Here is a 14,567-nt window from a genome sequence, read left to right on the forward strand (position 1 = left end):
CCGGGACTGCCCGGCGGCTACTCCGCGCCGCCGCAGACGAATCGTGGCTCGGGATCGTAGCGCCAAGTGAACTTCTCGCGCTCGATCTCCCGGCCATCTTTGCGGATGACGCGCCATGCGTCCTGGGTGAAGCCTGGGAGTCCGCTGGAGGAAATGCACCGGGGTCCGGCTTCGCGCTGCACGGTCGGCGGGCTGGTCCGGTTACGGCGGGGTCCGTAGACGGTCTTGACGCTGTCGTAGACCTTGGTGCTCCACATCGTGACGGTCACCGAGCGCCCGGTCGTGGCGGTGTCGATCAGGATCCCGTACGGCGTGGTGTTCTTGAACTTGAGATCGAGCGTCGGATAGAAGATCGTCGACTCGATCACCGACGGGTAGCGCGAGAAGTAGAACGAGTGCGGTTTGTGCTCGACGTCCTCGAGGCCCGCGTAGTAGGCCGCGTTGAACAGCGTCGTCGTGAACTGGGAGGCGCCGCCACCGACGCCCGGCTCGAGCACGCCGTTCACGATCACCGGCGCGTCCTTGTATCCCTTGGCGTAGTTGCGCTCGCCGGTGTGCCGGTTCAGCGAGAACGTCGCGCCCGGCCGCACGATCGCGCCGTCCACGGCCTTGGCCACCGTGATGATGTTCTGACTGCGCGGGGCGTTGCGGCCGCCGGTGAAGTAGGTGGTGAAGGCCGACACCTTCTCCTTGATGCCGAGCTTGGTCACGTCGGCGACGCTCGTCCGAGGCTCGGCCGGGACCAGCACGCCGGTGATCTGGCGGGGGCCCGCGGCGGGCAGCACCTTCAGCAGTTCGGGGCCGAGCCGGGCCACGTCGACCTGACGGCCGGGCACGCCCGGCACCACTTGCGGGCCGTTCCGCAGGCGTACGGTGGCCGGTCGCGCCGGGGTCTCGACCTTGCGGAACTCGGCGGCGCCGGCCGCACGCAGCTTGGCGCCGTCGATCGCCGGAATCAGCTTGCCCGCGCTGTCGGCCCGGAAGACCAGGCCCTCGGCGATGGTCGCGGGCGTCAGCACGAACGATCCCGCCCCGGCCCGGACGGTCACGGGCGCGGCCACGGCGGGTCGCGCAACGTCGCTGACCAGCGCGTCGACCTGCTCCTTGGTCATCACCGGCGCCCGCGTGGTCAGCGGCACGTCGGCCACCTCCCCCGTCGGCCAGGCCGCGATCACCCGCTCGGCGGCAAGACCACCATCAAGATCAAGGCCGGGTTTCCCGTACGCCGCCACGGGCGCGACGCCCCGGAAGGCGATCGCCGGCCGGCGCATGGTGACCCGCTCGGATTTCAGCTGCTTGCGGAGCGCCGCGGCGAGTTTGGCCTCGTCGACGCGTACGGCTGGGGGAATGCTCTTGGTCCCGAAGAATCGGAGGCCGCTCCGGGAGGCCGCGGCGACGGTGGCCGGCACGTCGAAGGCGAGACCGGCCGACTCGGGGGTGACCGTCAGGTTCTGACCGTCGAGACGGACGCGGGCCGGCTGGGCCGAGCGCGACGCGACGTGATCCCGCAGCGCCTTCTCGGCCTCCGCGATCGTCAGCGCGCCGAGCCCCAGCCCGAGCACCTCGACGCCACGCGGAATGTCCCCGGTCGTCACGTAGGCCGCCGAGCCCGCTGCACCCACACCCAGCAGCGCCACCACACCGGCCGCGAGCAGCCACCGGCCCCGATTGCGCCGCGGCGGCGGCTCCTCGATCGTCTCGTCCGGCGGCGCCTCGCGCTGGGCCGGCGGAACAAGCCCCGAACCTGTGACCTGTGACCCGGCAGAGGCCGCAACGCTGTCGCCGGGCGCCTCGTTGAGGATGACGGTGTCGTCCGGCCCGGCTTCCGCGTGGGGCGGCCGGCCGAACCACTCGGACCTGGACGTCACGTGCTCACCTCACCGCGGCGGGTTTACGGCAACCGCCCCTTCAAGATCAGGCGATAGGAGTAAACAGCGTACGTCAGGCTCCCGACCAGGATCATGATCAAACCGACCCAGTTCGCGCCGCCGAGCAGGTAGTCGCCCTCATCGGTGCGGACCCCGGCCGCGCTCAGCATGAGCAGCGTCCACAGCGCCCACGGCGGGGCCAGCGCCCAGCGTCGGCGGGTCGTGGTGACCGCGAACCAGGCGATCGCCCAGTTGAGCCCGCCGGCCAGCAGGATCGAGACGCCGACGAGCGGGCCGCCGCCGGAGCCGATCGCGTCACCGCGCCAGATCGTCACGAAGTCACCGGCGCGCAGCGTGCTCAGGTTGATCTCGAGAAAGCCGCTGATCAGGGCGGCCAGGATCGAGACCACCACGCCGCCCACCCGGATGACCGGATCCCAGTCGGCCTTGCGCTCGGGAGCGGGAGCCTCCTCGGGTGGCGTGCTCACCTCGGTCTCCTGGCCGGTGCTCATCGGGTGGCCGCGTCGGCCGCCGCCGGCTGCTCGAGATCGAGGCCGACGAACAGGTCGCTCTCCCAGTTGTGCGGGCCCTCGCCCCGGCCCCGCTCGCCCTTGGCGATCGTGAAGTACTCCACGCCCATGAACTCGCCGCCGAAGTCGCCGGCGATGCCGTACAGCCAGGAGTTGTCGGGGATCTGGGTGGCGTGGGCCTGCATGGCCGCGACTTTCTGCTGATAGAAGTCGGTGCCGTCGATGCGCGCGGCGATCTCGTCGTCGGGGTGGCCGAACGGCAGGTCCTCCACCTTTTCCACTCCGGCGAACGGGTTGTCGGAAAGCTCCCGGAACGCGTCCATGCCGTCGCGCAGCACGCTCAGCGGCATGGCCGTCCAGTAGATCTTCTGCGGGGCGTCGTCGCCGGCCAGTTCGGCCGCGCGCATGGCCACCCGGTGCGCCTGGATGTGGTCGGGGTGCCCGTAGAACCCGTTCGGGTCGTACGTGATCATCACCTGCGGCTTGATCTCGCGCATGATCTCGACCAGGTGGGCCGCGGCCTCGTCGAGGTCGGCCCGCCAGAACGCCCGGGCGTGGTCGTTGGTGGGCAGGCCCATCATGCCGGAGTCGCGGTAACGCCCGGCGCCGCCGAGAAACCGGTGGTCGGTCACGCCGAGCGCGGCGCAGGCGCGGGACAACTCGACCAGCCGGTAGCCGCCGAGCTGGTCGGCCTGGGCCGCCTCGAGCTGCGCCAGCTCGGGGACGTGGATCTCGCCCTCCTCGCCGAGCGTGCAGGTCACGAGCGTCACGTGGGCGCCGGTGGCGGCGTAGTGGGCCATGGTGGCGCCGGTGCCGGTGACCTCGTCGTCGGGGTGAGCGTGCACCAGCAGCAGTCGCCGGGCGGGCAGGGCGTCAGTCACGCGCGCAACTCTACGCGGGATCATCGGCGACGCTCCGGACGCCGTGCTCGGGTTTGGGGCGCACAACCGGGGCTTGATCAGCGATGCTGTCCGGGTGGACTTCCCAGGACTCGCGGAGCGCACCGGCCACTTCCGCCACGGCGCGCCGCACGCGGTGACGGTCGGGGCGGACGGCCGGCGGGTGACGTTCCTGCGCTCCACCGGGCCGGAGGACCCGGTCGCGTCGCTGTGGGCGCTCAACGTCGCCACCGCGACCGAATCCCTGGTCGCGCCCGGACCGGTGCGCTCGTACGCGACCGATCGCGACGCCTGCGTGGCCGCATTCACCCGCGACGGCTGCCTGTTCCGGGCCGACCTCGTGCGGGGCACGGTCGCCGAGGTGCCGACCGGCGAACCGGCCGAGGACCCGCACCCCGACCCGCACGGCGTCAACATCGGCTACGTCAGCCGAACCGGTGGCTCACCGTCGCTGCGGGTGGTCGGCCCCGACGGCGACCGGCTGCTGGCCGGCGAGTCCGGGAACGCGTGGCGCGAGCGCGGCGGCATGATCGGCTGGGGCGTGCCCGACGAGACGGCACGGCGTTTCGGGCGCGACCGCGGCTGGTGGTGGGCGCCCGACGGCAGCCAGATCCTGGCCGCGCGCACGGCCACGTCGACCAGCCTGCACATGCTCGACCTGGACTTCGGCTGGGTCGACGTGCACTGGGACCGCGAGACGTACCCGCACGTGGTCAGCGTGAGCTGGGCCGACGGCGGCGGGCCGCTGATCACCGTGCTGCGCCGCATGCAGCAGCACGGGCTGGTGCTCGCGGTCGACCCGCGTACGGGCGAGACGCAGGTGCATGCCGAGCTGGCCGACGCCCGCTGGGTCGAGCCGGTCGCCGGCACGCCGCGGCACCTGCCCGACGGGCGTGTGCTGGTCGGCGGCGAGCTCGCGCACGACGGCTTCGACGCGCGCTGCCTGTTCGCCGACGGCAGCCTGCTGACCCCGCCCGGCCTCTATGTGCGGCGGGTGGTCGGCACGCTCCCGCGGCCCGGCAGCCCCGCACCCGACCTGGTGGTCGAGGGCACCGACGGCGACCCGTCCGGGCAGGCGGTGTTCCGCGTACGCACGTCGCTGGGCGGCGGCGGGGCCGAGGCGCGCAACGTGACCGGGTCGCCGGGCTGGCACCGCGCGGTGACCGGCGGCGACGTGCTGGTCGTCGACGACGTGGTGTGGCGGGGCGAGGCCCGCGTGGCCGCCCTGGGCAACCTGAGCATGCCGCTTCCGTACGCCCCCGAGCCCGCGCTCGAACGCGTCACCGACCGCCGCCTGCCCGCCGCCGTGCTCTACCCCACGGCGTTCGTCGAGGGCACCAAGATCCCGGTGCTGGTCACTCTGGGCGACGGCCCCGGGCACCAGCAGGTGGTGAGCGATCTGGCGGCCTGGCAGGAACGGCAGTGGTGGGCCGACGCCGGGTTCGCCGTCGTCAGCATCGACGGCCGGGGCACGCCCGGGGTGGCGCCGAGCTTCGAAAAGGTGGTGCACCGCCGGCTCGTCGACGTCTCACTGTCCGACCAGGTGGACGCGCTGCTGGCGCTGCACGGCAAGCATCCCGGCCTCGATCTGGGCGCGGTGGCCGTACGGGGAAGGGGTCTCGGTGGCTGGCTGGCCGCGATGGCCGTGCTGCGCCGCCCCGACGTCTTCCACCGCGGCGTGGCCCGCGATCCGATCGTCGACTGGCACGACGAGCCGGGCCCGTTCGCCGAGCGCTACCTCGGCGACCGCCGCGACTCGGCCGACGTCTACGACCACCACAGCCTGCTCGGCGCCGACCCGACCGACAGCCTGCTCCTGATCGGCGCCGAGGCCCCCGGCCTCCCCTCGCTACCGGCCGCCACCCTTGACGAGGAGCTGGCCTTCCTGAAGGGGCACGAAACGGCTGCTTGATAGCGTTCATGGGTTGTCGCACGACTAGCCTTGCGGGAGAGTCCGAACCCGACAGCTCGGGAGATGCCATGACGACCCTCTTTACTGCGGACAATCGGTCGCCGAGCGGGATGATCTTCCCCGGCGGACAGCCCATGAGCGGCGACGAGTACTTCGCCCTCGGCGAGACCTCCCCCCGAGTCGAACTTCTCGACGGAAGCCTGCTTGTCACACCCAACCCGCCCGTCAGGCATCAACGCATCGCTCGACACCTTGCCAACGCGCTGGAGAGGGACTCGGACGCGACACGCTTCCAGGTCGAGAAAGCCGTGAATGTCCGGCTCCTCCCCGACCGGGTGGCGATCCCCGATGTCGTGGTGTTCTCGGCCGACATCGGAGATGACGAATTGTTTGTCGACGCCGAAGCGGTCGCGCTGGTCTGCGAGATCCTCTCGCCCTCCAATGCGGCCACCGACAAAGTGCTGAAAATGCACTACTACGCCGAGGCGGGCATCCCGTGGTACCTGGTGGTCGATCCTCAGGGCCCGACTCTCCACCTCTACGAGTTGGTCGGAACGGCGTACCGGGAGCGCTCGACCACCAAGGTCGGTGAGACGTTCCGGCTCACCGAGCCGATCGCGCTCGAGCTCGACCCGGAGGTGCTGCTGTCGGGCCGGCGGTGATCACGGGTCGGCGGACTGTCGTACCGGTCGCTTAGGGTCGGCGCATGAGTCACTTCGATGAGGCTTACTCGGCGGTGCAGGCCGCTCTGGACGGTGGGGCGCGCTACGCCGACTGCCGCATCATGGTGCGCCGGGTGGAGTCGATGTCGGCCCGCAACGGCGACATCGACAACCTTGGCTCGGGCGAGAGCGCCGGTCTGGGCGTACGGGCTCTGGTCGGGTCTTCCTGGGGTTTCTACGCGGTGCCCGACCTCTCCGACTCGGCCGCGCGCGCCGCCGGGCGCCGGGCCGCGCAGATCGCCGCGGCCAGCGCCACCGTGCCCGGCCCGCCGGTCGATCTCGTGCCCAGCGGCGCGATCGAGGCCAGCTGGGCCAACGCGTGCGAGGTCGACCCGCTCGAGGTGTCGCTGTCGACCAAGGGCGACCTGCTCGTCGGGGCGACCACGGCGGCCCGGCAGGCGGGGGCCGACCTGGCCGAGGGTGTCTACCAGATCTGGGACACCCGCAAGTGGTTCGTCTCCAGCGAGGGCCACCGCATCGACCAGCACACCCGCGAGTGCGGCGGGGGCGTCTGGGCCAGCGTCTTCGGCGACGGCGAGATCCAGCGCCGATCCTGGCCGTCGTACGGGGGTCAGTACGGCACGAGCGGCTGGGAACTGGTCGACAGCCTCGACCTGATCGGTAACGCCCCGCGTATGGCCGAGGAGGCCCGCGCCCTGCTCAGCGCGCCGCTCTGCCCGACCGGCGAGACCACGCTGGTGCTGGGCGGCGAACAGCTCGCGTTGCAGATCCACGAGTCGGTCGGTCACGCCATCGAGCTCGACCGCATCCTCGGGTGGGAGGCCGCGTTCGCCGGCACGAGCTGGCTCGACCTGCAAAAACTGGGCTCGCTGCGCTACGGCTCCGACCTGATGAACATCACGATCGACCCGAGCATCCCGGGCGCGCTGGGCAGCTTCGGCTACGACGACGAGGGCACCCCGGCCACCAAGCGCGACGCCGTACGCGACGGCATCTGGGTCGGCGTGCTGGCCGGGCGCGACTCGGCCGCCGTGGCCGGCCTCGACTACGCGGGCAGCGTGCGCTCCGACGGCTGGTCCCGGCTGCCGATGGTCCGGATGACCAATGTGGGCCTCGAACCGGGTCCGCACACGCTCGACGAGATCATCGCGAACACCGGCGACGGCGTGTTCATGGAGACCAACCGGTCGTGGTCGATCGATGACCGGCGGCTCAACTTCCAGTTCGGCTGCGAGATCGGCTACGAGATCAAGAACGGCGAGCGCGGCCGCATGCTGCGCAACCCGACCTACACCGGCATCGGCCCCAGGTTCTGGCAGTCGATGGACATGCTCTCCTCCGAGACCATCGCCTGGGGCACGCCGAACTGCGGCAAGGGCCAGCCCGGGCAGGTGGGGCACACCGGCCATCCGGCCGCTCCGGCCCGGTTCACCAACGTGCGCGTGGGGGTGCGGGGATGAGTGCCGACATCATCCGGACGGGGGCCGAGCTCGAGCTCGCGGCCCGGGTCGTCGAGCTGGTGCGCCAGGTGGCCGGTCCGGCCGCGCAGGCCGAGGTCATGGTCCAGCACGACGCCGAGGCGCTGACCCGCTTCGCCAATTCGATGATCCATCAGAACGTGGCCGGCGCGGTCACCAACGTACGGCTGAGGCTGCATCTCGACGGGCGCACGGCGTCGGGGGCCACCACGGTCGTCGGGCCGGAGGGCCTGCGCGGGCTGGTCGAGCGCACGGTGGCGGCGGTGCGGCTGAGCCCGCCCGACGCGGCGTGGCCGGGCCTGACGCCGCCCACCCCGCTGCACCACTCGGCGGGCTATCACGGCTCGGGCGAGCGGTCCGGGCTCGACTTCGGGTTCGACGAGGCGACCGCGCGGGCCACCCCGGCCGAGAGAGCCGATCGCGTACGCGACTTCGTGCGCGCCGCCGAGGGGCTCGAGACGGCCGGGTTCTGCCGCACGGCCTACACCTCCGCGGCCTTCGCCAACAGCGCGGGGCAGTCGGTCGAGGGGCGCACGGCCGAGGCGGCGATGGACGGCATCGCGCGGATCGGCGGCGCCGACGGCGTGGCCCGGCTGGCCGGCGGGCGGCTCGGCGACCTCGACGGTTCGGTGCTCGGGGCGCGCGCGGCGGCCAAGGCGCGAGCCGCGCAAAGCCCGGTCGAGCTGCCTCCCGGCCATTACGAGGTGGTGCTCGAGCCCGAGGCGGTGGCCGACCTGCTCGACAACTTCGCGATGTTCGGGTTCAACGGCAAGGCGTACGCGCAGAAGCAGTCGTTCGCCGAGCTCGGCGCCGACCAGTTCGACCCGTCGGTGACCCTGGTCGACGAGCCGCTGGGCAGCCGCGACGAGCCCGCGCCGGCCTTGCCGTTCGACGACGAGGGCACCCCGCGCGAGTCGCTGGTGCTGGTGCGCGAGGGCGTGACCAAGGCGGTGGCCCACGACCGTTCGTCGGCGGCCGAGGTGGGTGCCGTGTCCACGGGTCACGCCTCGCCGGCATCCCGCACGTGGGGTCCCTATCCCACCCACGTACGGCTGGAGGCCTCGCCCGAGGCCAGCGAACCGGCCCTGCCCCCGGCCGATCCCTCCTCGCCCGTCGCCGGGCCGGCCCGCCCCCTGGTGTCCCGCATGCGGCGCGGCCTGCTGATCACCGACTTGTGGTACACCCGGGTGCTCGACCCGAAGACGCTGGTCGTCACCGGCCTGACCCGCAACGGCGTCTGGCTCGTGGAGGACGGTGAGGTGACCGCGCCGGTGAGCAACATGCGCTTCACCCAGTCGTATCCGCAGGCGCTGGGCGTCGGCCGGGTGATGGGCATCGGCAGCGAGTCGATCCTGCTGCCGGACCGCTGGTCGGGCACCCGCTATGCGGCCCCGGCCCTGCACCTGGCGTCGTGGAACCTGACCGGGAACGCCTCCGGCTGAGCCCTCCCCGCACATTGACCGGCGTGTTTCACTTGGCCCGTGAGCGACAGGCCGCGCGACCCTGACCAGGACGACGACGCCACCCGGCGGGTGCTGAGATCCTCCCCGGATCCCTCGGCCGGCGCCGCGGCTTCCACACCGGACAATCCGGGCGGCGAGGCGGCCGGCCCGGGCTTCGCTCCTGACGAGGGCTCCGGCGCGGGTTCCTCCGGGTCCGGCGCCGGCTTCTGGTCCGGCGCGGGCTCCGAGTCCGGTACGGGTTCCGGGTCCGGCTCCGGGTCCGGCTCGGGGGACTTTGGTGCTGCCGGAGCCGACCGGGCGGAGCCGGCCGCGGTGCCGGCGGGTGGTGGCGGCCGGTCCGGTGGGCGGCGACGGGCGTTCGGCGTGAGCGAGTCCCCGGGGACGCCGGACGAGCAGCAACGCCGGCGGCGACGGTGGTGGATCGCGGGCATCTCGATCGGCGCCGCCGTCATCGTGATCGCCTTGTGCGTGGGCGGCCTGTCGGTCATCTCCGCGATCAGCGGCGTGCGCGACCGCGCCGACGACGCCCGCGAGACCCGCGCGCTGAGCGACCAGAGCTGCCTCGACCTGGAAAGCCGCCTCAACCGCCTGACCCCGCCCGGCGCCACCGCCGGCCCGGCCGGTCGGGCCGTGGCGATCCGTGACGAGAACTCCGCCGTACGCCTCTATCTGGGCGAGGTCCGCAGCGATCGGGCGCAGGACGGCTGGCGGCAGCTGCTGGACGCCCGCGCCGTCTACGCCGACGCCCTCGACCGGCAGTCGAAGTCGCGTACGCCCGCCTTCTTTGCCGCCCCGAAAAACGACGACGGCGGCTCGCTCGCCGAAGACCTCCAGGAGTGGTCGCCCGCCCCGTGTGCCGGCCCGATCCGCCGCCTGGCTGCCCCGGACCTCTGAGCGCCTGTCCAGCTGCTGCCCGAGCGTCCGTTTTGGATCAGGCCTGCCAAGATCCATTAGTGCTTGTCGGCCTATCGATGCGATCGGGGTCGAACTTTGTGATCCAGACCCCATCCCTGAGCGCGAAACTGTCCGGCCCCCGGCGTAACGTGTGCCCCACATCACGGAAGCATGGCGGCTGCCGGGCTCCCCCTCGCTCGTCGGCCGGGTCACTGGGACAGGCACGTCAGGAGATCGAATGACGACGACGGCAACGAGGCCGGGCGCGGGGCCCTCCGGTCCACGACGATCACGCGCGGCGATCACGGCCAAAACGTTGCGCACCGACCGATGGTGGCTGGCGCCACTGATCACTTTTATCGGCCTCGCGGCGTGGGTCACCTACGCGACCGTCCGCGTGTTCATGCACAAGTGGTATTTCGTGGAGGAGTTTCACTACCTCACACCGTTCTACTCTCCGTGCCTGACCGACCGCTGCGTCGAGGGCTCATCGCTGTTCGGCACGCCGCTTCCCAGCTTCTGGCTGATCCCCGAGGCCGCGTTCACCCTGCCGTTCCTGCTGCTCTTCCGCCTGACGTGTTACTACTACCGCAAGGCGTACTACCGGGCGTTCTGGCTCTCGCCGCCGGCCTGCGCGGTGCCCGACGGCCACGCGAAGTACACGGGCGAGACCCGTTTCCCGCTGATCTTCCAGAACGCCCACCGTTACGCGTTCTACGCCGCCATGATCATTTCGCTGATCAACACGTGGGACGCGATCATCGCCTTCCGCAGCGGTGACGGCGGGTTCGGCTTCGGGCTCGGCAACGTCATCCTGGTCGGCAACGTGGTCATGCTCTGGGCGTACACGCTGTCCTGCCACTCGTGCCGGCACATCACCGGCGGCCGCCTCAAGCACTTCTCGAAGCATCCCGTGCGTTACCGCGTCTGGACGTTCGTGTCCAAGCTCAACGTCCGCCACATGCAACTGGCCTGGATCACCCTCGGCACGCTGGCGCTGACCGACTTCTACGTCATGGCGCTGTCGGCCGGCTGGTTCTCCGATCTTCGGTTCGTCGGCTAGGGGGCGGCGCACACATGACCACAGCAAGAATCGAACGGCACCTGTACGACGTTGTCGTGATCGGGGCCGGCGGCGCCGGTCTCCGCGCGGCGATCGAGGCCCGGCTGGCCGGGAAGCGTACGGCCATCATCTCGAAGTCTCTGTTCGGCAAGGCCCACACGGTGATGGCCGAGGGCGGCGCCGCGGCGGCGATGGGCAACGTCAACTCGCGCGACAACTGGATGGTCCACTTCCGCGACACGATGCGGGGCGGCAAGTTCCTCAACAACTTCCGCATGGCCGAGCTGCACGCCAAGGAGGCCCCGGAGCGCATCTGGGAGCTGGAGACGTACGGTGCGCTCTTCGACCGCACCAAGGACGGCAAGATCTCGCAGCGCAACTTCGGCGGTCACGAGTATCCGCGGCTCGCGCACGTCGGCGACCGCACCGGCCTCGAGCTGATCCGCACCCTGCAGCAAAAGATCGTTTCGCTGCAGCAGGAGGACTACGCCGAGACCGGCAGCTACGAGTCGCGCATCAAGGTCTTCTCCGAGACCACGATCACCGAGTTGCTGCTCGACGGCGACCGGGTGGCCGGCGCGTTCGGCTATTACCGCGAGTCCGGCGAGTTCCTGCTGCTCGAGGCGCCCGCGGTGATCCTGGCGACCGGCGGCGTCGGCCGCAGCTACAAGGTCACGTCGAACAGCTGGGAGTACACCGGCGACGGCCACGCGCTGGCGCTGCGGGCGGGCGCGACGCTGATCAACATGGAGTTCCTCCAGTTCCACCCGACCGGCATGGTCTGGCCGCCCAGCGTCAAGGGCATCCTGGTCACCGAGTCGGTCCGGGGCGACGGCGGCGTGCTGCGCAACAGCGAGGGCAAGCGCTTCATGTTCGACTACGTCCCCGACGTCTTCCGCAAGCAGTACGCGGAGACCGAGGAGGAGGCCGACCGGTGGTACAACGACCCGGACAACAACCGCCGCCCACCCGAGCTGCTGCCGCGTGACGAGGTCGCCCGCGCGATCAACTCCGAGGTCAAGGCCGGTCGGGGCACCAAGGCGGGCGGTGTCCTGCTCGACGTCTCGACCCGCATGCCGGCCGAGACGATCACCAAGCGGCTCCCGTCGATGTATCACCAGTTCAAGGAGCTGGCCGACGTCGACATCACCAAGGAGGCGATGGAGGTCGGCCCGACCTGTCACTACGTGATGGGTGGCGTCGAGGTCGAGCCCGATTCGGCCGCCGCCATGGGCACGGTTCAGGGCCTGTTCGCCGCGGGCGAGGTGTCCGGCGGCATGCACGGGTCCAACCGGCTCGGCGGCAACTCGCTGTCCGACCTGCTGGTGTTCGGCAAGCGGGCCGGCGAGCACGCGGCGGCGTACGCGGAAACGCTTGGAAAACGCCCCAAGGTCAGCACCTCGGACGTCGAGGCCGCGGTCACGACCGCCCTCGCGCCCCTGCAGCGGGAGAGCGGCGAGAATCCGTACGGGCTGCAGCAGGATCTTCAGGCCGTGATGGGCGATCTGGTGGGCATCATCCGGCGCGCGGGCGAACTGACCGACGCGCTGAAGCGGATCCAGGAACTCAAGCTGCGCGTGGCCCAGGTCGGCGCGACCGGCGGCCGGCGGTACAACCCGGGCTGGCATCTCGCGCTCGACCTGCGCAACATGCTGATCGTCTCGGAGTGCACGGCCAAGGCGGCGCTCGAGCGGGAGGAGTCCCGCGGCGGGCACACGCGGGAGGACTTCCCGGCGATGAACCCGGACTGGCGGCAGGTCAACCTGGTCTGCTCGCTCGGCGACGACGGCGACATCCATCTCGAACGCAAGCCGCTGCCCCGCATGCGCGACGAGCTGATCCAGCTGTTCGAGCGCACGGAGCTGTCCAAATATCTCACTGAGGACGAACTGACCCGGTTCGACGCGATCGAGGGTCCGAAGGGCGACGCCCGGATCCCCGGCGTGCGCACAGACGCGAAGAGCAAGACGGAGGCGAAGTAATGGGCACCAAGCGTCACTTCCGCGTCTGGCGGGGCGATTCCTCCGGCGGCGACATCCAGGACTACGACGTCGAGGTCAACGACGGCGAGGTCGTGCTCGACATCATCCACCGGCTGCAGGCGACCGAGACGCCCGACCTCGCCTGCCGCTGGAACTGCAAGGCCGGCAAGTGCGGCTCGTGCTCGGTCGAGATCAACGGCAAGCCGCGGCTCGGCTGCATGACCCGGATGTCCACCTTCGAGGAGGACGAGACGGTCACGATCACGCCGCTGCGCACGTTCCCCGTGATCCGCGACCTGGTCACCGACGTGTCCTTCAACTACGAGAAGGCGCGCGAGACCCCGGCCTTCGCGCCGCCCGCCGGGGTGGCTCCCGGGCAATATCGCATGCAGCAGGTCGATGTCGAGCGGAGCCAGGAGTTCCGCAAGTGCATCGAGTGCTTCCTCTGCCAGAACACGTGCCACGTCGTGCGCGACCACGAGGAGAACAAGGAGGCCTTCTCCGGCCCTCGATACTTCATCCGCGCGGCCGAGCTCGACATGCACCCGCTCGACGCCCGCGAGGACCGCAAGCAGTACGCGCAGGCCCACCAGGGTCTCGGCTACTGCAACATCACCAAGTGCTGCACCGAGGTCTGCCCCGAGCACATCAAGATCACCGACAACGCGATCATCCCGATGAAGGAGCGCGTGGTCGACCGGCGGTACGACCCGCTGGTCTGGCTCGGCCGCAAGATCTTCCGCCGGGACGAGCTCGAAGAGAGCACCTCGATGGCGCCCAGTGTCTCGACCGGAGTCACCGGCGCCGGCGGGGCGATGCCGTTCTCCAGTGCCCGGATGCCCGAGTCCCCGCCCGTACGCGAGGACGGCCGGATGGACGTCACCGAGGTCACGCTGCCCGTGCAGGGCGGCCCGTCCCCGTTCGGCGACCAGGAGTTCCCCCTGCCGCTCGACCAGATCAGCTATCACAAACCCGGCTCGTCGGACTGACGCTATTCGCCCGGGCCACCACGGTGGTCCGGGCGATTCGCGGCCAACCACTGTTCGAGGCCGTCGAGGATGCGTTCCAGGCCGAAGGCGTACGTCTGGGCGAGCACACTTTCCGGGTCGCGGTTGAGCGGGCCGACCTCGTGCCGCCACCTCGTGTACTCAGGATTGTCGGGTGCCAGCCGCTCCAGATGGGGCTCGACCTCCTCGGCGACCTCGGCGTAGGTCATGCCGGTGCGGGTGAGCGCCGACTTGATCGCCGCCTCGGAGGTGGCCGCGCCGATGGCGTGCGAGTTGAGCAGCCCGGCCGCGTGTGACAGCTCGATGCCCGTGAAGCCGGCCGCGAGAAACAGCGCCATCAGCCGCTCGCCCATCCGCATGGCGTTGGGCCCCAGGGTGGGGTGCCGGCCGAGCAGCCCGAGCACCCAGGTGTGCCGCAGCAGCGCGGTCCGCATGCCGTTGGCGAAGACCGACGCCCCCATCCGCCAGCTCGCGTCGCCCGGTTCGGGCACGTAGATCTCGCCCAGCACCTCGTCGACGACCAGCTCGAGCAGCTCGTCCTTGTGGGCGACGTGCCAGTAGAGCGAGGTCGCGCCGGCGTCCAGCTTCGTGCCGAGACGGCGCATGCTCAGCCCGTCGAGACCGTCGGCGTCGAGGATCTCCATCGCCGCGCGGACGATCTGCTCGCGGCTCAGCGACGGCTGGCCGGACGGCGTACGCGGGGGCTTCAACCACACCGAGCTGGTGAACGAGTCCTGATTAGCCTTCTGCGCCGCCACCAGCCCATCCTATCGGGCCTCGCACAGTGT

12 protein-coding genes are annotated in these 14,567 nt (G+C 70.9%); 8 read left to right on the forward strand and 4 right to left on the reverse strand.

What is annotated here, in order from left to right:
• Positions 1–17: 17 nt before the first annotated feature.
• The 3 genes from ACZ3I4_RS15235 to mshB are packed head-to-tail and all read right to left on the reverse strand — an operon-like array spanning position 18 to position 3,279.
• Positions 18–1,868, reverse strand: a complete 1,851-nt coding sequence (locus ACZ3I4_RS15235; RefSeq protein WP_465382530.1) for a VanW family protein — start codon at positions 1,866–1,868, stop codon at positions 18–20.
• Positions 1,869–1,891: 23 nt separating this feature from the next.
• On the reverse strand, positions 1,892–2,380 hold the full coding sequence (locus ACZ3I4_RS15240) for a hypothetical protein (RefSeq protein ID WP_465382531.1): 489 nt from the start codon (positions 2,378–2,380) through the stop codon (positions 1,892–1,894).
• Complete coding sequence (gene mshB / locus ACZ3I4_RS15245) at positions 2,377–3,279, reverse strand: N-acetyl-1-D-myo-inositol-2-amino-2-deoxy-alpha-D-glucopyranoside deacetylase (protein WP_465382532.1); 903 nt, start codon at positions 3,277–3,279, stop codon at positions 2,377–2,379. Before mshB ends, ACZ3I4_RS15240 begins: the two co-directional genes overlap by 4 nt.
• 94 nt (positions 3,280–3,373) lie before the next feature.
• Here mshB and ACZ3I4_RS15250 point away from each other — a divergent pair, with 94 nt between their 5' ends.
• The 8 genes from ACZ3I4_RS15250 to ACZ3I4_RS15285 all read left to right on the forward strand — a co-directional run bounded on the left by ACZ3I4_RS15250 (position 3,374) and on the right by ACZ3I4_RS15285 (position 13,761).
• Positions 3,374–5,209, forward strand: a complete 1,836-nt coding sequence (locus ACZ3I4_RS15250) for a prolyl oligopeptidase family serine peptidase (RefSeq protein ID WP_465382533.1) — start codon at positions 3,374–3,376, stop codon at positions 5,207–5,209.
• Positions 5,210–5,277: 68 nt separating this feature from the next.
• Positions 5,278–5,871: a Uma2 family endonuclease gene (locus ACZ3I4_RS15255; protein WP_465382534.1), complete on the forward strand. Its 594-nt coding sequence runs from the start codon at positions 5,278–5,280 to the stop codon at positions 5,869–5,871.
• A 44-nt stretch (positions 5,872–5,915) separates the two neighbouring features.
• Positions 5,916–7,352, forward strand: coding sequence for a TldD/PmbA family protein (locus ACZ3I4_RS15260; RefSeq protein ID WP_465382535.1), 1,437 nt, complete (start codon positions 5,916–5,918; stop codon positions 7,350–7,352).
• Positions 7,349–8,812 (forward strand): TldD/PmbA family protein, encoded by a 1,464-nt coding sequence (locus tag ACZ3I4_RS15265; RefSeq protein ID WP_465382536.1) that lies wholly within the window; start codon positions 7,349–7,351, stop codon positions 8,810–8,812. The genes ACZ3I4_RS15260 and ACZ3I4_RS15265 overlap by 4 nt, the downstream gene beginning before the upstream one ends.
• A gap of 39 nt (positions 8,813–8,851) precedes the next feature.
• On the forward strand, positions 8,852–9,727 hold the full coding sequence (locus ACZ3I4_RS15270) for a hypothetical protein (RefSeq protein ID WP_465382537.1): 876 nt from the start codon (positions 8,852–8,854) through the stop codon (positions 9,725–9,727).
• 238 nt (positions 9,728–9,965) lie between these two features.
• Positions 9,966–10,790: a hypothetical protein gene (locus ACZ3I4_RS15275; RefSeq protein WP_465382538.1), complete on the forward strand. Its 825-nt coding sequence runs from the start codon at positions 9,966–9,968 to the stop codon at positions 10,788–10,790.
• A gap of 14 nt (positions 10,791–10,804) precedes the next feature.
• A complete protein-coding gene (locus tag ACZ3I4_RS15280) occupies positions 10,805–12,772 on the forward strand; it encodes a fumarate reductase/succinate dehydrogenase flavoprotein subunit (RefSeq protein WP_465382539.1) in 1,968 nt (655 codons plus the stop codon).
• Positions 12,772–13,761: a succinate dehydrogenase/fumarate reductase iron-sulfur subunit gene (locus tag ACZ3I4_RS15285; protein ID WP_465382540.1), complete on the forward strand. Its 990-nt coding sequence runs from the start codon at positions 12,772–12,774 to the stop codon at positions 13,759–13,761. The genes ACZ3I4_RS15280 and ACZ3I4_RS15285 overlap by 1 nt, the downstream gene beginning before the upstream one ends.
• A gap of 2 nt (positions 13,762–13,763) precedes the next feature.
• On the opposite strand, the gene ACZ3I4_RS15290 is transcribed toward ACZ3I4_RS15285, so the two are convergent.
• Positions 13,764–14,537, reverse strand: coding sequence for a TetR/AcrR family transcriptional regulator C-terminal domain-containing protein (locus ACZ3I4_RS15290; protein WP_465382541.1), 774 nt, complete (start codon positions 14,535–14,537; stop codon positions 13,764–13,766).
• Positions 14,538–14,567: the final 30 nt, after the last annotated feature.

Source organism: Actinoplanes sp. NPDC021490 (assembly GCF_055562135.1).